Source organism: Mesorhizobium caraganae (genome assembly GCF_016836705.1).
Classification (GTDB): domain Bacteria; phylum Pseudomonadota; class Alphaproteobacteria; order Rhizobiales; family Rhizobiaceae; genus Mesorhizobium; species Mesorhizobium caraganae.
This window is the reverse complement of record NZ_JAFCGY010000001.1, coordinates 637,541-658,675: the sequence shown is the minus strand read 5'-3', so window position 1 is coordinate 658,675 and position 21,135 is coordinate 637,541. Positions and strand designations below refer to the sequence as shown.

The following is a 21,135-nucleotide window of genomic DNA, read 5'->3' as shown; positions in this document are numbered from 1 at the left end:
CATCCCCGCGACCTCAGTCCGGCAGCGCGGCGACGGCGACGATCTCGATGACGATGTCGGCCTGGGCAAGCGCGGCGACGCCGATCACTTCCGAAGGCGGCGGATTGTTGTAGCTGCAGTGCTTCGGACAATGCTCTGCGAAGAACGCGTCCAGCACGTCGAGGCGAAAATTGGGAGAGCTGAGCACCCCGCCGTCGGGAAATGGCCCTCTGACGAAGAAGGTCAATCTGATGAGGTGATCGAGGCTGCTGCCCAGTTCCTCCAGATCCGATTTGATGTTGCCAAGAACTTCACGCCACTGCGCCGCCGCATCGCCGGCGAAGCCGCCGCCTTTCTTGCCGGCTGGATCATAGTCGGCCGATGTCGCGGTGTTGCCGCAGAGATAGACGGTTCCTCTCGCTCCACTGACGACTGTGCCCTTTGCCCATGGCATCAACCGGCCGTTCTTGAATTTCTTGTGGGTCACGAGTTCCATTCTCTCCTCCCATGCCTCGCGTGACGTGCCCGCCACGACAGAGGATAGTGCTGCGCGCGACCGCTGCCAGTCCGGTGCTGCCATCGTCCAGCCAGGAAAGATCTGGTCCTTGCGAAATCTCCTTGTGAGGATGAAAGTTTTTCTGAAGCCTGTCGAAATCGGGCATGGCCACACGACATACGTCCGGCACGCAACGACGCGGCCTTCGAAAAACAGGAGAAGACCATGCGATACATGCTTTTGATATACGCGAACGAAGCCGCGATGGCGGCCGCGCCGAGCGACAGGACCTACGAGATCAGCGCCGCCTACGGCGCCTACACCGAAGCGTTGAAGAAATCCGGAGCATGGCTCGCCGGCGACCGACTGAAGCCGACCCAGCTTGCCACCGCGGTGCGGACGGCCAACGGCAAGACCAATGTGCTCGATGGCCCCTACGCCGACACCAAGGAGCAGCTTGCCGGTTTCTACATGATCGAGGCCGAGGACGCCGACGCGGCGATCGCATGGGCAGCGCGCTGTCCAGGCGCCAGCGCCGGCACTATCGAGGTGCGGCCGATCTGGGAAATGACCGAGTACGCTTCTCAGAAATGACCCAGTGATGGACAGTCGACCGGAGATCGCGCGCGCGGCGGCCGAGGCGGCCGCCCGGCAAAGCTACGGCAAGCTCGTCGCCTGGCTCGCGGCGCGCACGCGCGATGTCGCCGGCGCCGAGGACGCACTGGCGGATGCCTTTGCCGCAGCACTTGAGCGCTGGCCGAAAGCCGGCGTGCCCGAGAAGCCCGAGGCCTGGCTGCTAGCGGTCGCGCGCCGCCGTGGCGTCGATGCGGTGCGCCGTCGGCTGACCAGCGAGGCGAGCCGCGACCATCTCAAGCTGATGGCCGAGGAGATGGAGGCAAGCATGCAAGACGAAGACCTGCCCGACGAGCGGCTCAGGCTGATGTTTGCCTGTGCGCATCCAGCGATCGAGGCCAGCGTGCGGGCGCCGCTGATCCTGCAGACGGTTCTGGGTTTCGACGCGGGAGCAATCGCCTCGGCCTTCCTGGTCTCGCCGGCGACGATGGGCCAGCGCCTGGTGCGCGCCAAGAGCCGCATCCGCGAGATCGGCATTCCGTTCCGCGTACCGGAGCGGGCCGAACTCGGCGAGCGGCTGGATACGGTGCTGGAGGCGATCTACGCCGCTTTCGCCGAAGGCTGGACCGACCCCGCCGGCACTGAGACGCAACGCCGCAATCTGGCGACGGAAGGCATCTGGCTCGGGCGGCTGGTGGCGTCGCTGATGCCCGACGAGCCGGAAGCGCTCGGTCTGCTGGCGCTGATGCTGTTCGCCGAGGCGCGCCGCCCGGCGCGGCGCGATGAAGCCGGCGACTATGTTCCGCTTGCCGATCAGGATTGCCTTCTGTGGGATCACGCGCTGATCGACGAGGCCGAAGCGCTGCTCGGCCACGCTGCGACCATGGGCGTCATCGGCCGTTACCAACTCGAAGCGGCCGTGCAGTCGGTGCACGCGACGCGGCGGCGGACCGGCCAGACCGACTGGGCGGCGATCCGAAATTTTTACGATGCGCTGTCGGCCATTGCCGGGTCGCCGGTGGTGGCGATCAACCGCGCCGTGGCGATCGCCGAGGTCGACGGGGCGGCGGCGGGACTTGCGGCGCTTTACGTGCTCGGCGACGACAAGCGGCTTAAAGACTATCAACCCTACTGGGCTGCCCGCGCCGGCCTGCTGGCCAGGCTCGGCAATGCAGCGCAAGCGGTCGAAGCCTATGACCGGGCGATCGGCCTCGAGCGCGACCCGGCCGTGCGCCGCTTCCTGCAGGCGAAACGGGCGATCCTGCGAAATTGAGCGCCGCTCAACTCGGCCACATCTCATGCGATGCGTTGAGCCGTTTCATCAGCGGATGCGCGCGCAATGTCGACCACAGGCGTTCGATGTTCGGCCAGTCCGCCCGCGCCTTGTCGACATCAGGGTGCCAGGCCACCAGCATGACGAGATAGATGTCGGCCAGCGACATCGCGTCGCCGACCAGCCAATCTCGCCCCTCAAGTGCTGCATCGACAATGGCGAAGCCGCGGTCCATCTCGGCAATGGCTGCCTGCTTGACGGCTTTCTTGCCCTCGGCATCGGTGGTGTAGCGATGGGCATAGTATAGACGCAGGATGGCTGGGTAGAGCACCGACGACATGAACGCCATCCAGCGCAGGAAATCGGCGCGATCCGGCGATCCGGCGGCCGGCGCCAGACCCGCCTGCGGGTGGCGCTCGGCAAGCAGGATGCAGATCGCCGCCGATTCGGTTATCGACTGACCGCTGGGCAAGGTCAGGACCGGAACCTGGTTCAACGGGCTGATGTCGAGGAAAGTCGGGTCCGGCGGGTCTTTCTTCGGCACATCGATCTGGTCGAATTGCACGTTTGCCAGCGCCAACGCGGCCTCGACGACGAAGCCGCCACTGCCTGGGCGTGTGTAAAGTTTGTACATAAAATCCTCCCCAACCTGCACGAAGCAGGCCGGGCGATTTGACCCGGAAGCCGCCTTCCGCTCAAGCCGGCGGCTGAAGCCACGGCCGGTTTTTCGGCAGTCCAGCGAAGACGTAAGGACTAAGCCCCCAGCCCGTCGAACAGGATGGTCGACAGATAGCGCTCGGCGAAGGACGGGATGATCACCACCAGGTTCTTGCCCTTGTTCTCCGGCCGCGAGCCGACGACGATCGCCGCCTGGAGTGCGGCGCCCGACGAGATGCCGACCGGCACACCTTCGAGGCGGGCGACGAGGCGAGCGTTGGCGACCGAATCCTCATTGGAGACCTTGACGATCTCGTCATAGATCGTGGTGTCGAGGATCTTTGGCGCGAAGCCGGCGCCGATGCCCTGGATTTTGTGCGGGCCGGGCTGGCCGCCCGACAGCACGGGCGAGGCCTCAGGCTCGACGGCGACGACATGCACCGAAGGCTTGCGCTGCTTCAGCACCTGGCCGACGCCGGTGATGGTGCCGCCGGTGCCGATGCCGGCGACGAAGATGTCGACACCGCCATCGGTGTCGTTCCAGATCTCCTCGGCCGTGGTGCGACGGTGGATCTCCGGATTGGCCGGGTTTTCGAACTGCTGCGGAATGACCGCATCGGGCAGGGTCGCCGCCAGTTCGTCGGCCTTGGCAATGGCACCCTTCATGCCCTTGGGACCTTCGGTCAGCACCAACTCGGCGCCGAGCAGCGCCAGCATCTTGCGGCGCTCCACCGACATGGTTTCAGGCATGGTCAGGATCAGCTTGTAGCCCTTGGCGGCGGCGGCGAAGGCGAGCGCAATGCCGGTATTGCCGGAGGTCGGCTCGATCAGCGTCGTCTTGCCGGGCCTGATGCGGCCTGACGCTTCAAGCGCCTCTATCATCGAAACGCCGATGCGATCCTTGACCGAGGCGATCGGGTTGAAGAATTCGAGCTTGGCCAGAAGGTTGGCAACGACGCCTTTCTCCTTGGCGAATTTGTCGAGCCGCACCAACGGCGTGTCGCCGATCGTCTCGGTGATCGAATTGTAGACGCGGCCGCGGCCGGGCACGCGCGGCGAAGAGACGGGCTTGTTCATTGGTTTCGCTCCCAAGTCAAATCAGGCAATTGGTCAGGCAATTGGCATCGGCGGACAGAATAGGGCTTTCAATCGCGCAAGATAGGCTGCCGGCCGAAAATATCGAGTGGGGTGCTTGCTGAAAAGGCTGACCTCCCGGAAACGCATTTCCCGGATGGCCCGATTGGCGGAATGGATTGGCTGAAACCGGTCTACTGACGCGCCGCAATGGCTGCGGCTGCGCCAACCATGAAGCCGGCTGCGGTGCGGTTCAGCGCCTTCAGCGCGCGCGGCGATTTCAGGAACCAGCGCGCCTTGGCGGCCAGCGCCAGATAAGGCACCAGCACCACGAAGAGCACGATGACGGTGAGCGCGACCAGGATGCCGTAGTCGGCGAGCGTGATGGTCTTCAGGTCGACGATGGTCGGCGTGATTGCGAGATAGAAGATCATCGTCTTCGGGTTGCCGAGCGTGACGGTGAGGCCGGCAAGGAAGCTCGATGCCAGACCACCCTTGCCTTTCCTGGCCTCGACCGTTTCGGGCGTGATGCCGGCGGTCCAGAACCGCCAGCCGAGGAAGGCGAGATAGGCGACGCCCAGCCATTTGATGGCCAGGAAGACCATGCCGAAGGTCTGTGCGACAAAGGCAAGGCCGAGCACCACGGCGGTGAGATAAGTGAGGTCGCCGAGCATCAGTCCGAAGGACATGGCCAGTGACGAGCGGAAGCCGGAGCCCAGCGCCCGCGCCACAAGCGCGGTGACGCCAGGGCCGGGAATGGCGGCGGCGATGCCGAGTGCGGCGCTATAGGCGAGAAAGCCGGTGAGGGTCATGACGGTTGCACCCCGTGAAGTGCCCCTGATGCCATGAAAGCCGGCAGGGGTAAAACGGATTCGATTGCGCCAGCAAGGTCTGACGGCCGTCAGGGCACGGCCGATAACGAGAGATGGTTCACTTACGCGCCGTGGGAGAGCGGCTATCCCCCATCCGACCCACCGCACTTTGCAATCCCTAATAGCTGCGCTCTTGCGCGGCTACACCGACAGGAGCTGCCCATGCTAGCGAAACGACTTCACATCCAGCTTCTGCAATGGAAGCCCTATTCCGAGGCGCGCGGGCACGAGCTGGAATGGTATCTGTGGTTCGAGGGGAGGCAGGCCTTCAGCCTGTTCGACAAGGGCGCGAGCGATATCGTCCCAGCGCCTGGGTACTTTACCGACAGCCGGAACCCCGGCGCTCACCCCGTTCATCCGATGATCTATCCGCTGGTCGTCAACAACCGTTTCGAGGTGCGGCTGGTCGCGTTAGAGCGTGACTCCCCGGACCCCGACGACAATGCCAAGGCCGGATTCTACATCGACCTCGACACCAAATATCCGCCGGTTTCCGACTGGCGCATCGTTGCTTCCGATCCGCGCAACAGCGACCTCAACGTAGAAGCGTCGTTCCAGTTGCAATGGCTGGACTATGTCGACACCAATGAGATCCCCGACACCGGCGTGCGGCGCATCGTCGACAAGTCCAATTATCCCTACCCCTGGGGCGCCAATGTGATGGTGTTCGAGCACTGGCTCGGGCTTGGCCGCAAGGCAGCGCTCAAGCTTGACGACCAGAACCGCGCATCGCGCCGCGAATACTGGATGATCAACGGCAATGCGGCCCGGCGCATGGTGCAGGACGTCTATCGCTTCAACGTCAACCAACTGGGCGTCGCCAACGACACGATCAGCAGTGTTTACGTGCCGAAGCTCAATGACGGCCACGTCACGGTGACGCTCTACGAACACGATTTCAGCGACAGCCGCTTCGCGCAAGGGGCGAAGAAGTCCTTCGGCTCGGTCGGCCTCTTCAATCTCAGGGATACCGGTTTCGACGACCGCGTCTCATCGGCCGAGGTGATCCATACCTATCCCAAGGCGATACATCGGGACGTGCACTGGGGCAGCTCTTTGCCAAACCAATGGGCTCAGGAAGGCCCGCCGACATGAGTGATGCGCCAGATGGTGCCGTTGGCATCCTCGGTGAGGATGAGCGCGCCGTCTTTGGCCACCGCGACGCCGACAGGCCGGCCCCAGACGGAGTCATTGGAAATGACGAAGCCGGTGATGAAATCCTCATACTCGCCGGTCGGCTTGCCATCGCTGAATTTCAGCCGCACCACCTTGTAGCCGGTGCGCACACCGCGGTTCCAGGAGCCGTGGAGGGCGACAAAGGCATCACCCTTATACTCCGCCGGAAAATTGCCGCCGTCGTAGAAGGTGATGTTGAGCGGCGCCGAATGCGCCTGCATCAGCACGTCGGGTAGGGTGACCGAGCCGGCGAGGTCGGGCCGCGCGCCTTTGTGGCGGGGATCCTCATTGGCGCCGATATAGTACCAGGGCCAGCCGTAGAAGGCGCCGTCCTTGACGGAGGTGGCGTATTCGAACGGCACATTGTCGCCCAGCCCGTCGCGCTCGTTGACGACACACCAGAGTGCACCGGTCGCCGGCTGCACGGTCATACCCGAACAATTGCGCAGGCCGGTAGCGACGATGCGGCCATTCTTGCCGTCAGCGTCGAAGGCCAGCACGTCGGCACGGCCGCCCTCCCGGCCCCAGGCGGCGCCTGGAGGCATGGATTTGGCCCAAGCGTCGAGGCCGCCACGCGGTTCCTTCCCCGTGCCCTCGGCGACATTCGATCTGGACCCGACCGAGACATACAGCGTCTTGCCGTCAGCCGAGAAGGCGATGTCGCGGGTCCAGTGGCCGCCCGACGGGATGTCGGAGACGATTGTCTCCGCTTCGCCTGAGGCTTTCAGGTCGCCGTCGCGATAGGTAAACCGCACCACGCTGTCGGTGTTGGCGATATAGACCCATTGCGGCTTGTCGCCCGGCGGGTAGAAGGCGATGCCGTAGGGTCGGCTCAGGTTGCTGGCAAAGATCGCTTTCTGGACGGGTTTTGCGCTACCCTTTCCGAGACGATAAACGCGTATCTCGTCGTCCTTGCTGTTGGCAACAAACAGGTCGCCATTCGGAGCAACGCGAACGACGCGCGGGTTGGCGATACCGGAGGCGATAAGCTCCGCTGTAAAACCCGGCAGCACAACTGGATTGGCGCCTTCGGGCCTCTCCGCCACGCCGGGGCCATTGGATGCGGATTCGGTGACAAAGGGCGCCTGCAGGTCCTGCGGCTTGACCAGCCGGCGCACGCCCGGTTTGTCCGCCTTCCAGTCGCCGAAAGCGTCCTTGCCGGTCAGCAGCGGTTGATCGGCTTGCTGAGCGAAGGCACTGGTGGCCACAAGCAGGGCAAGGCTCGCGAAGCCGGCAATCCGGATCATGCTGTCCTCCTCGAATTCACGCCGGTCGGGGCGTCATGCAAAGAAGAGATATCGTGTGAGCGCCACAAAAGAGAAGCGTGCGCGCGCAGATTCAAGCGAAACCCGTCAGCTGTCTTCTTCCTCGACGTCGAGATCGTCGTCGAGCCGCTTTTCCAGCGCGACAAGATCGTCCGGCAGCGGCAGGCCCATGGCGCGCATTTCGCGAAGTTTTTCGCGCAGCTGCTCCTGGATTTCGTGCTCGTCCTCGGGCTGGTTGACCATTTCCTCGAGCAGCAGACTGATCTGGGCCTTGAACGATTCAAGCGCCATTCTGCGCCCTCCTTTGCGGTGATGCCGGCTTCGGACTTATCTCAACATCCGGGTAATCAATTGGGCAGTGTAGTCGACCATGGGCACGATGCGGGCATAATTCAGCCTGGTAGGGCCGATGACGCCGAGCGCGCCGACGACGCGGGCATCCTTGTCGCGGTAAGGCGCCACCACCAGCGACGAGCCTGAGAGCGAAAACAGCTTGTTTTCCGAGCCGATGAAGATGCGCACGCCGGGGCCGTCCTCGGCGAGGTCGAGCAGCTGGATCAGCCCGTCCTGCGTTTCCAGGTCCTCGAACAGGTGCCTGAGCAATTCGATGTCGGCGTGGGCGGTGACATTTTCGAGCAGATTGGCGCGGCCGCGCACGATGAGACGCGCCGGCAGGCCGCTGTCGGCGCCCGCCCACACCGCCAGGCCTTTTTCGACGAGATCCTGCGACAGCGTGTCGAGGGCGGCCCTGGTCTCGTCCTTGATACGGGCGATCTCGATGCGCGCCTCGGCGAGCGTGCGGCCCCTGATATGGGCGTTTAGGAAGTTGGAGGCTTCGTGCAACTGCGAGACTGTGATGCCGGCCGGCAGGTCGACGACACGGTTCTCGACATCGCCGTTCTGCGACACCATCACGGCCAGCGCCTTGGTCGGCTCAAGCTGGATGAACTCGATGTGCTTCAGCGCCACCTCGTTCTTGGTGGCCAGCACCAGGCCGGCGCCGCGCGACATGCCCGACAGCATCTGGCTGGCCTCGGTTAGCATGTGTTCCAGCGTCGCGCCCGAGCCGGAGGCGCGCACCTGCGCCTCGATGACGCGGCGTTCCTCGTCGGAAAGATCGCCGAGCTCCATGAAGGCATCGACAAAGAAACGCAGGCCCGTCTGTGTCGGCAGCCGCCCGGCCGAGATGTGCGGGGCATAGATCAGGCCGAGATGTTCGAGATCGCTCATCACATTGCGGATGGTGGCCGGCGACAGCGACGACGGCAGGATGCGCGACAGGCTGCGCGATCCCACAGGCTCACCATCCTTGAGGTAGGAATCAACGATGCGCCGGAAAATGTCACGCGAGCGCATGTCGAGCGACTGCAGCGCGGGTGCCAGCAGACTGGGTTCGGTGACTGCCTTGGTCATTCGGGCCAAAAACCTCCGGCTAAAGGATATAGACTTCCTTCGCCCCAGCGCAACCCGCTGCCGCACTTGCGGTCAGCGGCGCCTGTTCCAGACCGCCCGCTGCCGCGTTTGCGGCCAGCGGCGTCGCTCTTGCGATCGCCCGATGCCGTATGCGGTCACGGCGCCGCGTTTGCGGCCATTTTCCTTTGCGCCATGGGCTGCATGCGTCTACAAGCCGCCGACGCAACCGCAAAAAGAACAGAAAGAGGCCTCGATGCGCCCCTCCAAACGCCAAGCCGACGAAATGCGCGCCATCTCCTTCGAGCGCGGCGTGTCCAAACACGCCGAAGGCTCGTGCCTGGTGAAATTCGGCGACACGCATGTTCTGTGCACGGCGAGCCTGGAGGAAAAGGTGCCGAGCTGGATGCGCAATTCCGGCAAGGGCTGGGTGACGGCTGAATACGGCATGCTGCCGCGCTCGACCGGCGAACGCATGCGCCGTGAAGCTTCTGCCGGCAAACAAGGCGGCCGCACGCTGGAGATCCAGCGGCTGATCGGCCGTTCGCTGCGCGCGGTCGTCGACCTGCAGGCGCTTGGCGAACAGCAGATCACCGTCGACTGCGATGTCATCCAGGCCGATGGCGGCACCCGCACGGCCTCGATCACCGGCGGCTGGGTGGCGCTCTACGATTGCCTGCGCTGGATGGAAGCACGGCAGATGGCCAGCGTTGCCAAAGTGCTGAAAGACCATGTCGCGGCGATTTCCTGCGGCATCCATGACGGCCAGCCGGTCATCGATCTCGACTATATCGAGGATTCGTCGGCCGGCACCGACGCCAATTTCGTCATGACCGGCAAGGGTGGCATCGTCGAGATCCAGGGTACCGCCGAGGGCGAGCCTTTCTCCGAAGGCCAGTTCGCGGAGCTGATGGGTCTGGCCAAGAAGGGCATCCAAAGGTTGGTGAGTTTGCAGCAGATGGCTGTGGCCTGATTGAATTTACTGCGATGATGTCGGCGATCCTTCACACCCCCCTCTGGCCTGCCGGCCATCTCCCCCGCAAGGGGGGAGATCAGAGGTCGCTACCGTTTTCGCCAACCATCAACGTTGAGACGCTGCCAGCGGAACTGCCAATCTCCCCCCTTGCGGGGGAGATGTCCGGCAGCACAGAGGGGGGTGCCTCGTGACTCCCTCTGCTGTTTTGGAATCCGCTCTTTACGTCACCGATCTTGCGGCCGCAGAAACCTTCTACCGCGATGTGCTCGGCCTCGACCTCCTCGGCAAAGTCGACGGCCGCCATCTCTTCTTCCGCTGCGGCGCCGGCGTTTTGCTGATCTTCAACGCCGAGGCGACCAAGGTGCCGCCCGCGCCGGATGCGCGGCTGAAAGTGCCGCCGCATGGCACGGTCGGCGAGGGCCATCTGTGCTTTGCGGCAAGCGCGGATGACCTCGGGCGCTGGAAGGTGCAACTTGAGGCGAAAAACATCGCCATCGAAAGCGAAGTCGAATGGCCGCAAGGCGGGCGTTCGATCTACATACGCGACCCCTCGGGCAATTCGATCGAATTCGCCGAGCCACGAATCTGGGGCCTTTGATGCATTCTCTCGATGGAAAAAAGATCGTCGTCGCCAGCCACAATGCAGGCAAACTGCGCGAATTCGCCGATTTGATGGGTCCGTTCGGCTTCGAGGCGAAGTCGGCCAAGGACTACGGCTTGCCGGAGCCGGACGAGACCGGCGCCACTTTCGAGGAAAATGCCTATATCAAGGCCTTTGCCGCGGCTGAAGCCACTGGCCTGCCGGCGCTGTCGGACGATTCGGGCCTCTGCGTCGACGCGCTCGACGGCGCACCCGGCGTCTACACCGCCAACTGGGCCGAAACCCCGGAAGGCACGCGTGACTTCGGCATGGCCATGCAGCGCACAGAAGTGGCCTTGCAAGAGGTCGGCGCCGCCCAGCCGGCGCAGCGCAAGGGCCGCTTCGTTGCCGTCATCTGCCTCGCCTTCCCAGACGGCGAGGCCGAATATTATCGCGGCGAGGCCGAGGGAACGCTGGTCTGGCCGCCGCGCGGCGAGCTCGGCTTCGGCTACGACCCGGTGTTCCTGCCTGACGGTTTCGACAAGACGTTCGGCGAGATGAGCGCCGAGGAAAAGCATGGCTGGAAGCCCGGCCAGCCAACGGCGCTGTCGCACCGCGCCCGCGCCTTCCAGAAATTCGCCCGCGCCAGGTTAGGCTCAGCCTGATGCCGCTGGACCGCAGCCCGGGCTTCGGCGTCTATATCCATTGGCCGTTCTGCGCGGCCAAATGCCCGTATTGCGACTTCAACAGCCATGTCCGCCACCAGCCGGTCGATCAGCAGCGTTTTACCCGCGCCTTCGAGACCGAGCTCGCGACGATGCGCAGGCGCACCGGACCGCGCGAAGTGACCAGCATCTTTCTCGGCGGCGGCACGCCGTCGCTGATGCAGCCCCAGACGGTGGCGGCGGTGCTCGACGCCGTGGCCAAGAACTGGACCGTGCCCGATGGCATCGAGGTGACGCTGGAAGCCAATCCATCCTCGGTCGAGGCCGAGCGGTTTCGCGGCTACCGCGCCGCCGGCGTCAACCGGGTGTCGCTCGGCGTGCAGGCGCTGAACGACAAGGATTTGCGTTTTCTCGGCCGGCTGCACAATGTCGAGGAAGCACTGCATGCCATCGGGCTGGCGCGTGAGATTTTTCCGCGGCTTTCCTTCGACCTGATCTATGCCCGTCCCGGCCAGACGCTGGACGCTTGGCAGGCGGAGCTCGAACAGGCGATCGGCCACGCCGCCGACCATCTGTCGCTCTACCAGCTGACCATCGAGGAAGGCACGCCGTTCCACGCGCTGCATGCGGCGCACAAATTCACCATTCCCGACAATGACCGGGCAGCCGATCTCTACGCGCTGACGCAAGAGGTGACCGCAGCGCATGGTTTGCCGGCTTACGAGATTTCCAACCACGCCCGGCAGGGCGCCGAAAGCCGGCACAATCTGACCTACTGGCGCTATGGCGAATATGTCGGCGTCGGACCGGGCGCGCATGGCCGCTTCATCGAGAACGGCCACCGCACCGTCACCATCGCCGAGCGGATGCCGGAGACCTGGGCCAATCTGGTCGAGGCCAAGGGCCATGGCGTCACCGGCGGCGAAGTCTTGACGCGTTCGGAGGAGGCTGACGAGTTCCTGCTGATGGGGTTGCGGCTCGCCGAAGGCATCGACCTTACCCGCTACGAGGCGTTTTCCGGACGCGGCTTGTCCAGCGCGCGGCTGTCGGTGCTGCAGGACGAGGGGCTGGTGGCGCCGATCGGCAACGCCCGCCTGCGCGCCACGCCGGCCGGCATGATCGTGCTTGATGCCGTGGTGGCCGATCTGGCGCGGTAAGCCCCACAGGCCAAGTGGCTAGTCTGTGGTGGACGATTTATCGGCTCCAGTAAGGATGCTAGAAGTTCGGCTTGTTGAACCGAAGGCGTGCCCGCGCCGTATCCAGATGGTCCTGCGATGAAGTTCCTGATCCACGAGACGCTGCGGACATTGAACACTGATGATGTGTTCGAGTTTGGACTGGGCGAGATCTCTAAACCGTCGAAAGACGAAGATTTCTATGAGGCAGAAGTAATTTTTATCAAGAACGGAAAAGTTCTCACCAAGGGAAAGACAGCCAATCTGAGTGAATTCAGCGTCGTAACCAGCTTTATCACCTTCATCGGCATCAGGCTTAGAGCGATCGCCAAGGATGATTCTATAGAATTCGATCTGTATGGACTTACTATGGATCAGTACATCCCTCTGACAAAATCGATACGAGAGATATGGGATGAGTAATTGCACGCGGCGGAGCGCAGTTTGGGTTTCTAGCCAGGGCAATAGCCAATAAGATGGAAACTCTTGAGGAACGTCCTCTTTGTCTACAGCCAGAACCGGTTGCGCAGCCCGACTGCCGAGCAGGTGTTTTCCAAGCGCAGGGACATCGAGGTTGAGTCGGCCGGCACCAATCACGACGCCGACACGCCGCTGACGCATGAACTGGTGGCCTGGGCCGACATCATCTTCGTCATGGAAAAGGCGCATCGCACCAAATTGCAGAAGAAATTCAAGGCGGGCCTGAACGCGGGTGGTCTGCCTCGACATCCCTGATGACTATGAATTCATGGATCCGGAACTGGTGCGTCTGTTGGAGGTGCGCGTTTCGCGGTATCTCGGTTGAACAAGATGCGGGGCGTTGGCATCCACGCCTTCGTCACGGCATGGATCCTATGGTCTGCGCCGCGTCGCTACGCTCCTTGCTTCGCCAAGGATGACGAAGGATCAACCGTCTCGCCCAACCGCAGAAGGTCTGCGAGATCAAGCGTCGTGCTTGAAGCGGCGCTTGCCACGGTCCTTTGCGGCATGCGCGTCGCCGGGTCGGGCCGGCTTGGCGTCGGCCTTGTCGCGGCGGACGCTGTGCTGGTCGTTCATCGGATGCGGCGGCACGCCTTCTCTGGCGCTCTTGGTTTCAAGACGGGTGATGAAGATATCGAAGCGATTGGGCATCGTCCGGTCAGTGCTCCGTCGGGCTGCTTGGCTGGGGCTGATTGTCGGAAAGCCTGACATTCGTCGGCAAGGGGGTGGTGGCCCGCTTGGTCAGGCTGGTCTCGCTCTTGGCGAGCAGACGCTTGTCCTTTGGCGCGGGCACGCGGTTGCGCCCGGCATAGTAGGGCTCGAAAACGTCCTGCAATTTGAGGCTGTCCATCCTGTCCTCCTCCTCAAGAGACTCAGGTATTCAATCCGCCGGCCACGGTTTCGTTCCCCACTATGGCAAAGACATGGCGGCCGGATTACATCGGCGTCAGGTTTGGGGCGGTCAGGTTGAGGCGGGACGCCGGGCTTTTGCAACCGCGCCTGCGCCGTGCCAAACAGGGCTGAACGGAGAGTGAGCGGTGACCGGCGAAAAACGCAGCTATGTGATCGGCCAGACCAAGATGCCGGCCCGACCGCTCGAGCCGGCGCTCTATCTGGTGGCGACGCCGATCGGCAATCTCTCCGACATCACGCTGCGCGCGCTGGAAACGCTGGCCGCCGCCGACATTGTCGCCTGCGAGGACACCCGCGTCTCGCGCGTGCTGCTCGACCGCTACGGCATCCGCCGTCGCACCACCGCCTATCACGAGCACAATGCCGGCGAGGCAGGGCCGAAGCTGATCGCAGCGCTCGAGGCCGGGCAGAGCGTGGCGCTGATCTCCGATGCCGGCACGCCGCTGATCTCCGATCCCGGCTACCGGCTGGTCGGCGAGGCGCAGGAGCGCGGCCTGCGCGTCGTGCCGATCCCGGGTCCGTCGGCGCCGCTGGCGGCGTTGACGGCGTCGGGCCTGCCGTCCGACGCCTTCCTGTTCGCCGGGTTTTTGCCGGTGAAATCAGGGCAGCGGCTGACCAAGCTCGAAACCTTCAGGGCGGTGCCGGCGACGCTGATCTTCTTCGAATCGCCACGCCGGCTGGCCGAAACGCTGGCTGCCATGGTCGAGGCGCTGGGTGGCGAGCGCAAGGCAGCCATCGGCCGCGAGCTGACCAAGACCTTTGAGGAGATGCGCACCGGCACTTTGCAGGCGCTGGCCGACCACTATGCGGCGGCCGACACGCCGAAGGGCGAGATCGTCATCTGTGTCGGCCCGGCCGAGGTCAAGGCCGACCAACCCGCCGACATCGACCGGCTGCTTCTGTCGCTGGCGGCCGAAATGCCGGCCTCCAAGGCGGCGGCGGAAGCGGCGAAGATGACCGGCGGGCAGAAGCAGGCGCTGTACCGGCGGCTGCTTGAGCTCAGGGATGCCGCTGGAGAAGGCGAGGGTGGCTGAGCGCCCGAGCGCCAGCCGCCAAAAGGCCTATCGGCGCGGCCATCGCGGCGAGTGGCTGGCGGCAGCGGCGCTGATGCTGAAGGGCTACCGCATTCTTGCGCGCCGCCATCGCACGCGCTTCGGTGAAATCGACTTGATCGCCAGGCGCGGTGACCTCGTGCTGTTCGTCGAGGTCAAGGCGCGGCGCACGCTGATGGAGGCGATGGAGGCGATCGGCCATGAATCCGAGCGCCGCATCGAGGGCGCCGCCGACATCTGGCTGTCGCGGCAGCCGGACTACGGAAAGCTGTCGATGCGGTTCGACATGGTGGCGGTGCTGCCCTGGCGCTGGCCGGTGCATGTCGAGAATGCGTTTTATGGGAGGAGTTGAGGGGCTAGTGACAGGCGTTGCTCACCCTTCGCTGGCTCAGGGCGTTCGTCGTTCGGAAAGCCAAGCAATTGGCTTTCCGTCCGCTTCGCGGACCACTCCTCACCCCAAAATCATCAACGCCACCAAGCCCACACCTCCCACCACCAGGCGCCACCAGCCGAACAGCGAGTAGCCGTTGCGCGAGACGTAATCGAGCAGGAAGCGGACGACGATCAGCGCGGTGACGAAGGCGGCGACGAAGCCGATGGCGATGATCGGCAGGTCGGCCGTGGTCAGCACATTGCGGTTCTTGAACAGGTCGAAGGCGAAGGCGCCGACCATGGTCGGGATGGCAAGGAAGAAGGAGAATTCCGCCGCCGCGCGCTTGTCGACGCCCAGAAGCAGCGCGCCGACGATGGTCGAACCGGAGCGCGACGTGCCGGGGATCAGCGACAGGCACTGGAACAGGCCGATCTGCAGATAGAGCCGGGTCGGGAAGCGTTCGACGTCGCGGTAGACGGGCTTGAGGTTCATGCGGTCGACCGCCAGCAGCACGACGCCGCCGATGATCAGCATGATGCAGATCAGCCGCGGCGATTCGAACAGGATGGTCTTGATGAAATCATGCGCCAGCGCGCCGATGATGGCCGCCGGCAGGAAGGCGATGAGGATGCCGATGACGAAATGCCGCGTCAGCCTGTCATGCGGCAGGTCGAGCAGCATCTGCCACAGGCGGCGGAAATAGACGCTGAGGATCGCCAGGATGGCGCCGAGCTGGATCAGGATCTCGAAGGCCTTGCCTGTAGAATGGAAGCCGAGGAAATGGCCGGCAAGCAGGATATGGCCGGTGGAGGACACCGGGATGAACTCGGTCAGCCCCTCGAGCAGGCCGAGCAGCAGGGCTTCGACAATGGTGTGGCTATCCATGGCAACCTCGGCATTCAAGTGACGGAAGGAAACGGCTTGCAAAAGGGCTTGCTTGTCACGGCGCGGAAGTCCCCCTATAGGTCGCAATACCGTGACGGCCGCATGACGGGCCGCCAAGACTTACCGGTGCGCCCTGCGATTCGCCAGTGCGCTGAATTATCGCGGAACCATGCTGACGCTTTTCCATCACCCGATGTTCGCCACCTGCCGCTTCGTTCGCCTCGCCTTTGGCGAGTATGGCGAGGAGCTGGCGCTGATCGAGGAAAAACCGTGGACGCGGCGCAAGGAGTTCCTGGCGCTGAACCCGGCCGGCACCTTGCCGATCCTGCTTGCCGAGGGCGACGTGCCGATCGTCGGCGCCATGGTGATTGCCGAATATCTCGACGAGACGCGCGGTGTGCTGAAGCGCGACAAGCGCCTGTTTGCCGAAGACCCGATGCAGCGCGCCGAAATCCGCCGGCTGACCGACTGGTATCTCAACAAGGCCGAGAGCGAAGTGACCAGGCATCTGGTGCGCGAACGCGTGCTGAAGCCGATCATGCCGGAGACGGCGGGCGGCGGTTCGCCCGATTCTGGCGCGATCCGGGCCGCGCGCGCCAACATCCGCCAGCATATGAAATACACCAACTGGCTGGCCGGCACCCGCCATTGGCTGGCCGGCAGCAAGGTCACCTATGCCGACCTGGCAGCGGCCGCGACGCTGTCGGTGCTGGATTATCTCGGCGAGATCGACTGGCGCGAGCATGCCGCGGCGCGCGAATGGTACACGCGGGTGAAATCGCGGCCGTCGTTCCGGCCGCTGCTCTCCGACCGGGTGCGCGGCCTGTCGCCGGTGTCGCATTATGCGGACCTCGACTTCTAAACGCGAAACCCTGCGCGCGCTGATCGACGCGGAGGCACGGCGCGCCGGCTTCGATGCGGTGGCCGTCACCACGCCTGACTCGATCCCGCTGGCGCCGGGACGGCTCGCCGAATTCGTCGCCGATGGTTTTCATGGTTCGATGGCGTGGATCGCCAAGACGCTCGAGCGCCGCAGCGAACCGTCGACGCTGTGGCCCGAAGTACGCTCGATCATCGTGCTGGCGATGAATTACGGCCCCGACCATGATCCGCGTGCGCTGCAGGCAAGGCGCGACCGCGGCGCGATCTCGGTCTATGCGCAGAATCGCGACTATCACGAGGTGATGAAGGGCCGGCTGAAGGAGATCGGCGGCAAGATCGTGGCGCGGGCCGGCGGCGACGTGAAGGTGTTCGTCGACACCGCGCCGGTGATGGAGAAGCCGCTGGCCGAGGCCGCCGGGCTCGGCTGGCAAGGCAAGCACACCAATCTGGTCAGCCGCAAGCACGGCTCGTGGCTGTTCCTCGGCACCATCTTCACCACGGCGGAATTGGCGCCCGATGCAGCCGAGGTAGACCATTGCGGCTCCTGCCGCGCCTGTCTCGACGCCTGCCCGACCGATGCCTTTCCGGCGCCCTATCGGCTCGATGCCAGGCGCTGCATCTCCTACCTCACCATCGAGAACAAGGGGCCGATCCCGCATGAATTCCGCGAGAAGATCGGCAACCGGATCTATGGCTGCGACGATTGCCTGGCCGCCTGCCCGTGGAACAAGTTCGCCCGCGCCGCCGCGGAGGCAAAACTCGCCGCGCGCGACGAATTGCGCGAGCCGGCGCTGGCGGAGCTGTTGCAGCTGGACGATGCCACGTTCCGGTCTTTCTTCTCGGGCTCGCCGATCAAACGCATCGGCCGCGACCGCTTTGTCCGTAATGTGCTGATCGCCGCCGGCAATTCCGGCGATGTTTCGCTGGCCAGTTCGGTGCGCGTTTTGCTGGACGATGCCTCGCCGCTGGTGCGCGGCGCGGCGGTGTGGGCGCTGGCGCGGCTGGCATCGGAGGCTGAATTCGCCGAGTTGGCGGCCATCGGCTCGAAAACCGAAACCGACACGACAGTGCGCGACGAATGGCTGTCCGCGCTGCCAACAGAGGCGCATGTATGAGCGAAAAGCAGATCTTCATCTTCGGCGCCGGCTATTCCGGCAAGGCCTTTGCCCGTGCCAACGAGGAAAAGGCGACGGTTTTCGGCACCTCGCGCTCGCCTGAAAAACTCGAATCACTGAAGCAGGCTGGCATCGCGCCGCTACTGTTCGACGGCGCGTTGACGCCTGAGGCTGGCGAGGCGCTGGAGAATACCACGCATCTGATCGTCTCCGTGGCGCCGGAGGAGGCCGGCGACCCGGTGCTCAACGCCGCGCGCCTGGCGATAACAGCGATGCCCGCCCTTCGCTGGATCGGCTACCTCTCCACCGTCGGTGTCTACGGCGACTATGGCGGCGGCTGGGTCGACGAGACAGCGGCATGCCGGCCGGTGTCGAAGCGCTCGGTGATGCGGGTGGATGCCGAGCAGGATTGGCTGGAGCTTGGCCGCGACATCGGCAAGCCGGTGGCGATCCTGCGGCTTTCCGGGATTTACGGGCCAGGCCGCAATGCGCTGGTCAATCTGGAAAACGGCACCGCGCGGCGGCTGGTCAAGCCCGGCCAGGTGTTCAACCGTATCCATTGCGACGACATTGCCGGTGCGCTGTGGCATCTCGTCGACGGCAATACATCAGGCATTTTCAACGTAACCGATGACGAGCCGGCGCCGCCGCAGGATGTCGTCACCTATGCAGCTTCGCTGATGGGCGTCGAACCGCCGCCGGAAATTCCTTTCGAGACCGCCCAACTTTCGCCCATGGCGCGGTCTTTCTATGGCGAGAACAAGCGCGTCGCCAACACAGCGATCAAGGCGGTGGGCTATCGGTTCCGCTTTCCGGACTACCGCCAGGCATTCGACCGGATGTGGGCTGACGGGAGCTGGCGCGATGGCGAGCCGCGCAGCCCGATCAAGGGCGGATAATCGAAACGCGGCGCCGGGCGTGCTATGATTCGCTTGAATTGGCGGCCTGCAGCAGAGGGGGCTCATGACGATTTCGATGCGATCCTTGCCCGGCAGGCGGCCGTTCCTGACGGCGGCGCTGGCGATCGTGGCGCTGGCCGGACTGGTGGCGGGCGCAATCACGGCCGAGCCGCGGGCAAAAGACCTGTTCGGCGCCAAGAAGCTGCCGGCCGTGGCGGCGGCGCAATCCTTCGGCTTCTATTCCAAGGGCTGCTTCACCGGCGGCGTCGCCATTCCGATGGACGGTCAGAACTGGGAGGTGATGCGACCGTCGCGCAACCGCCGCTGGGGCCATCCGACGATGATCGCGCTGATCGAGAAACTGTCGCGCGATGCCGCCGCCGACGGCTGGCCGGGGCTTTTGATCGGCGATATCTCGCAGCCGCGCGGCGGGCCGATGCTGACCGGACACGCCTCGCACCAGATCGGCCTCGACGCCGACATCTGGCTGACACCAATGCCCGACCGCAAGCTCACGACCCAGGAGCGCGAAAACATCAGCGCCACGCTGATGGTCGACGAAAAGACGCATCTGGTGAAGGACAGGCTGTGGAAGCCGATGCACACGCAGCTGCTGAAGCGTGCGGCAAGCTATCCGGAAGTCGAGCGCATCCTGGTCAATCCCGGCATCAAGAAGAAGCTTTGCGACACCGTCACCGGCGACCGTTCCTGGCTGCGCAAGATCCGGCCGTTCTGGGGCCATGACTATCATTTCCATATCCGTATCGGCTGCCAGCCGGGCTCGCCCAACTGCAAGGGACAGGAAGCGACACCAGACGATGACGGCTGCGGCAAGCCGCTGGCCTGGTGGTTCACCGCGGAGCCGTGGAGGCCCAACAAGAACCCGGACGCGCCCAAGGCGCGCGACGTGATGACGATGGCGAACCTGCCGAAACAATGCCAGTTCGTGCTCGACCAGCCCGATGCCGACTCGGTTGAAGCCGTCACCTATCGCGGCGGCGGCGTGCCGATCGCGGCCAGGGCGCCCGAACCTGATGCGCCTTTGCCGCCCATCAACGGCAACGCGGCGGGCCTGCCAAGCGCCGCTAACGCCTACACCGCGACGCCGGAGATCGGCATTCCCCTGCCGAGGCGACGGCCGCCGGCAAACGTCGGACAGTAAAGGCGACCTGACGCTTCCCCTTTCCTGGGTCATGCGCTAGTCAATCGATTGAAGCGGGCGCAACGGCGTCGCAAAGGGGACGATCAAGAGCATGTCAGGCGACGACGCAGCGTTGCGGTTTCCAGTTTTGATCGGCGATATCGGCGGCACCAATGCGCGCTTTTCGATCGTGCTCGATGCGAATTCGGAAGCCGGCGAGCCGCAGATCGTGCAGACGGCCAATTTCAACACCATCGACGAGGCGATCCAGGCGGCGGTGCTCGACCGCTCGTCCATCCGGCCGAATTCGGCGGTGCTGGCGATCGCCGGGCCAGTCGATGGCGACGAGATCCCGCTCACCAACTGTCCCTGGGTGGTGAAGCCGAAGCAGATGTTTTCCAATCTGGGCCTGAGCGACATCGTCGTGCTCAACGATTTCGAGGCGCAGGCGCTGGCCGTCGTGGCGCTCGGCGAAGAGCATATGGAAAAGATCGGCGGCGGCACGCCGGAGGAGAATGCCGGGCGCGTCGTGCTCGGCCCCGGCACAGGGCTCGGCGTCGCCGGGCTGGTCCATGCGCTCAACCACTGGATACCGGTGCCCGGCGAGGGCGGCCATATGGATATCGGGCCGCGTACACCCCGCGATTTCGAGGTGTTCCCGCATATCGAAAAGCTCGAAGGGCGCATTTCAGGCGAACAGATCCTGTGTGGGCGCGGCCTGGTCAATGTCTATAGGGCGGTGGCCAAGGCCGACGGAAAACCTTCTCCCTTCACCACGCCGGCCGAAATCACCGGAGCGGCACTGGCGAAGACCGATGCCGTCGCCGAGGAAGCGCTGGCGCTGTTCGTCACTTGCCTTGGCCGCACCGCAGGCGATCTCGCGCTGGTGTTCATGAGCCGCGGCGGCGTGTTTTTGACCGGCGGCATCGCGCAAAAGATCGTGCCGGCTCTGAAGGAAGGCAATTTCCGCGCCGCCTTCGAGGACAAGGCGCCGCACAGCGCGCTGATGCGCACCATGCCGGTCTATGTCATCACCCACCCGCTGGCGGCGCTTCTGGGCCTCGCCGCCTATGCCCGCAACCCGTCGCTGTTCGGCGTCCAGACCGCGGGACGGCGCTGGCGGGCGTGATATATTTCGGCTCGAACATAAGTCTTTTCCGAAACAAGATTGCAGCTTTGGTGATCCACGGCTCGGGCCGCGACGAAGTTTCGCCATAGGCAAGCC

25 protein-coding genes and 1 pseudogene are annotated in these 21,135 nt (G+C 64.3%); 16 read left to right on the top strand and 10 right to left on the bottom strand.

What is annotated here, in order from left to right; all coding sequences use genetic code 11:
* Nucleotides 1–13: 13 nt before the first annotated feature.
* Nucleotides 14–475, bottom strand: a complete 462-nt coding sequence (locus JQK88_RS03230; RefSeq protein WP_192258678.1) for a RidA family protein — start codon at nucleotides 473–475, stop codon at nucleotides 14–16.
* A gap of 225 nt (nucleotides 476–700) precedes the next feature.
* Here JQK88_RS03230 and JQK88_RS03225 point away from each other — a divergent pair, with 225 nt between their 5' ends.
* Nucleotides 701–1,069, top strand: a complete 369-nt coding sequence (locus JQK88_RS03225) for a YciI family protein (protein WP_192258679.1) — start codon at nucleotides 701–703, stop codon at nucleotides 1,067–1,069.
* 7 nt (nucleotides 1,070–1,076) lie between these two features.
* A complete protein-coding gene (locus tag JQK88_RS03220; protein WP_203277406.1) occupies nucleotides 1,077–2,321 on the top strand; it encodes an RNA polymerase sigma factor in 1,245 nt (414 codons plus the stop codon).
* Nucleotides 2,322–2,328: 7 nt separating this feature from the next.
* On the opposite strand, the gene JQK88_RS03215 is transcribed toward JQK88_RS03220, so the two are convergent.
* From JQK88_RS03215 to JQK88_RS03205, 3 genes are all read right to left on the bottom strand, one after another.
* Nucleotides 2,329–2,955, bottom strand: coding sequence for a glutathione S-transferase family protein (locus JQK88_RS03215; protein ID WP_203277405.1), 627 nt, complete (start codon nucleotides 2,953–2,955; stop codon nucleotides 2,329–2,331).
* A gap of 119 nt (nucleotides 2,956–3,074) precedes the next feature.
* Nucleotides 3,075–4,055, bottom strand: a complete 981-nt coding sequence (gene cysK, locus JQK88_RS03210; protein ID WP_112559107.1) for a cysteine synthase A — start codon at nucleotides 4,053–4,055, stop codon at nucleotides 3,075–3,077.
* A gap of 191 nt (nucleotides 4,056–4,246) precedes the next feature.
* A complete protein-coding gene (locus tag JQK88_RS03205; protein ID WP_192258682.1) occupies nucleotides 4,247–4,864 on the bottom strand; it encodes a LysE family translocator in 618 nt (205 codons plus the stop codon).
* Nucleotides 4,865–5,086: 222 nt separating this feature from the next.
* Between JQK88_RS03205 and JQK88_RS03200 the strand changes: the two genes are divergently transcribed.
* Complete coding sequence (locus JQK88_RS03200; RefSeq protein WP_192258683.1) at nucleotides 5,087–6,019, top strand: hypothetical protein; 933 nt, start codon at nucleotides 5,087–5,089, stop codon at nucleotides 6,017–6,019.
* On the opposite strand, the gene JQK88_RS03195 is transcribed toward JQK88_RS03200, so the two are convergent.
* From JQK88_RS03195 to hrcA, 3 genes are all read right to left on the bottom strand, one after another.
* Complete coding sequence (locus tag JQK88_RS03195; protein ID WP_203277404.1) at nucleotides 5,998–7,347, bottom strand: PQQ-dependent sugar dehydrogenase; 1,350 nt, start codon at nucleotides 7,345–7,347, stop codon at nucleotides 5,998–6,000. The genes JQK88_RS03200 and JQK88_RS03195 overlap by 22 nt on opposite strands.
* 105 nt (nucleotides 7,348–7,452) lie before the next feature.
* Nucleotides 7,453–7,656, bottom strand: coding sequence for a hypothetical protein (locus JQK88_RS03190; RefSeq protein ID WP_192258685.1), 204 nt, complete (start codon nucleotides 7,654–7,656; stop codon nucleotides 7,453–7,455).
* 36 nt (nucleotides 7,657–7,692) lie between these two features.
* The gene (gene hrcA / locus JQK88_RS03185; protein ID WP_192258686.1) at nucleotides 7,693–8,778 is read right to left on the bottom strand and encodes a heat-inducible transcriptional repressor HrcA; all 1,086 of its coding nucleotides are present in this window, start codon (nucleotides 8,776–8,778) and stop codon (nucleotides 7,693–7,695) included.
* A 253-nt stretch (nucleotides 8,779–9,031) separates the two neighbouring features.
* Here hrcA and rph point away from each other — a divergent pair, with 253 nt between their 5' ends.
* The 6 genes and pseudogenes from rph to JQK88_RS03155 all read left to right on the top strand — a co-directional run bounded on the left by rph (nucleotide 9,032) and on the right by JQK88_RS03155 (nucleotide 12,976).
* Entirely contained in the window at nucleotides 9,032–9,748 is a 717-nt protein-coding gene (rph, locus tag JQK88_RS03180; protein ID WP_192258687.1) for a ribonuclease PH, read from the top strand.
* A 190-nt stretch (nucleotides 9,749–9,938) separates the two neighbouring features.
* On the top strand, nucleotides 9,939–10,349 hold the full coding sequence (locus tag JQK88_RS03175) for a VOC family protein (RefSeq protein ID WP_203277403.1): 411 nt from the start codon (nucleotides 9,939–9,941) through the stop codon (nucleotides 10,347–10,349).
* Nucleotides 10,349–10,996 carry an RdgB/HAM1 family non-canonical purine NTP pyrophosphatase gene (gene rdgB / locus JQK88_RS03170; protein WP_192258689.1) on the top strand — a complete coding sequence of 216 codons (648 nt, stop codon included), beginning with the start codon at nucleotides 10,349–10,351 and terminating at the stop codon, nucleotides 10,994–10,996. The genes JQK88_RS03175 and rdgB overlap by 1 nt, the downstream gene beginning before the upstream one ends.
* The gene (hemW, locus tag JQK88_RS03165; RefSeq protein WP_203277402.1) at nucleotides 10,996–12,153 is read left to right on the top strand and encodes a radical SAM family heme chaperone HemW; all 1,158 of its coding nucleotides are present in this window, start codon (nucleotides 10,996–10,998) and stop codon (nucleotides 12,151–12,153) included. Before rdgB ends, hemW begins: the two co-directional genes overlap by 1 nt.
* A gap of 117 nt (nucleotides 12,154–12,270) precedes the next feature.
* Nucleotides 12,271–12,594 (top strand): hypothetical protein, encoded by a 324-nt coding sequence (locus JQK88_RS03160; protein WP_203277401.1) that lies wholly within the window; start codon nucleotides 12,271–12,273, stop codon nucleotides 12,592–12,594.
* A 63-nt stretch (nucleotides 12,595–12,657) separates the two neighbouring features.
* Nucleotides 12,658–12,976: pseudogene (locus tag JQK88_RS03155) on the top strand (low molecular weight protein tyrosine phosphatase family protein).
* A 137-nt stretch (nucleotides 12,977–13,113) separates the two neighbouring features.
* Here the strand turns inward: JQK88_RS03155 and JQK88_RS03150 are convergent.
* Together JQK88_RS03150 and JQK88_RS03145 are read right to left on the bottom strand one after the other, a co-directional pair.
* Complete coding sequence (locus JQK88_RS03150) at nucleotides 13,114–13,302, bottom strand: hypothetical protein (RefSeq protein ID WP_203277400.1); 189 nt, start codon at nucleotides 13,300–13,302, stop codon at nucleotides 13,114–13,116.
* Nucleotides 13,303–13,309: 7 nt separating this feature from the next.
* Nucleotides 13,310–13,501, bottom strand: a complete 192-nt coding sequence (locus JQK88_RS03145) for a hypothetical protein (protein ID WP_203277399.1) — start codon at nucleotides 13,499–13,501, stop codon at nucleotides 13,310–13,312.
* Between the two features lie 187 nt (nucleotides 13,502–13,688).
* Here JQK88_RS03145 and rsmI point away from each other — a divergent pair, with 187 nt between their 5' ends.
* The gene (gene rsmI / locus JQK88_RS03140; protein ID WP_203277398.1) at nucleotides 13,689–14,597 is read left to right on the top strand and encodes a 16S rRNA (cytidine(1402)-2'-O)-methyltransferase; all 909 of its coding nucleotides are present in this window, start codon (nucleotides 13,689–13,691) and stop codon (nucleotides 14,595–14,597) included.
* A complete protein-coding gene (locus tag JQK88_RS03135; RefSeq protein ID WP_162739130.1) occupies nucleotides 14,590–14,967 on the top strand; it encodes a YraN family protein in 378 nt (125 codons plus the stop codon). Before rsmI ends, JQK88_RS03135 begins: the two co-directional genes overlap by 8 nt.
* 99 nt (nucleotides 14,968–15,066) lie before the next feature.
* Here the strand turns inward: JQK88_RS03135 and JQK88_RS03130 are convergent, their stop codons facing one another.
* Nucleotides 15,067–15,873: an undecaprenyl-diphosphate phosphatase gene (locus tag JQK88_RS03130; protein ID WP_203277397.1), complete on the bottom strand. Its 807-nt coding sequence runs from the start codon at nucleotides 15,871–15,873 to the stop codon at nucleotides 15,067–15,069.
* A gap of 169 nt (nucleotides 15,874–16,042) precedes the next feature.
* On the opposite strand from JQK88_RS03130, the gene JQK88_RS03125 reads away from it, so the two are divergent.
* From JQK88_RS03125 to JQK88_RS03105, 5 genes are all read left to right on the top strand, one after another.
* A complete protein-coding gene (locus JQK88_RS03125; protein WP_112559120.1) occupies nucleotides 16,043–16,735 on the top strand; it encodes a glutathione S-transferase family protein in 693 nt (230 codons plus the stop codon).
* Nucleotides 16,716–17,870: a tRNA epoxyqueuosine(34) reductase QueG gene (queG, locus tag JQK88_RS03120; protein ID WP_203277396.1), complete on the top strand. Its 1,155-nt coding sequence runs from the start codon at nucleotides 16,716–16,718 to the stop codon at nucleotides 17,868–17,870. Before JQK88_RS03125 ends, queG begins: the two co-directional genes overlap by 20 nt.
* On the top strand, nucleotides 17,867–18,769 hold the full coding sequence (locus tag JQK88_RS03115; RefSeq protein WP_203277395.1) for an SDR family oxidoreductase: 903 nt from the start codon (nucleotides 17,867–17,869) through the stop codon (nucleotides 18,767–18,769). Before queG ends, JQK88_RS03115 begins: the two co-directional genes overlap by 4 nt.
* A 64-nt stretch (nucleotides 18,770–18,833) precedes the next feature.
* On the top strand, nucleotides 18,834–19,931 hold the full coding sequence (gene mepA / locus JQK88_RS03110; protein ID WP_203277394.1) for a penicillin-insensitive murein endopeptidase: 1,098 nt from the start codon (nucleotides 18,834–18,836) through the stop codon (nucleotides 19,929–19,931).
* Nucleotides 19,932–20,022: 91 nt separating this feature from the next.
* Nucleotides 20,023–21,039 carry a glucokinase gene (locus JQK88_RS03105; RefSeq protein WP_210388211.1) on the top strand — a complete coding sequence of 339 codons (1,017 nt, stop codon included), beginning with the start codon at nucleotides 20,023–20,025 and terminating at the stop codon, nucleotides 21,037–21,039.
* The last annotated feature ends 96 nt before the right edge of the window (nucleotides 21,040–21,135 follow it).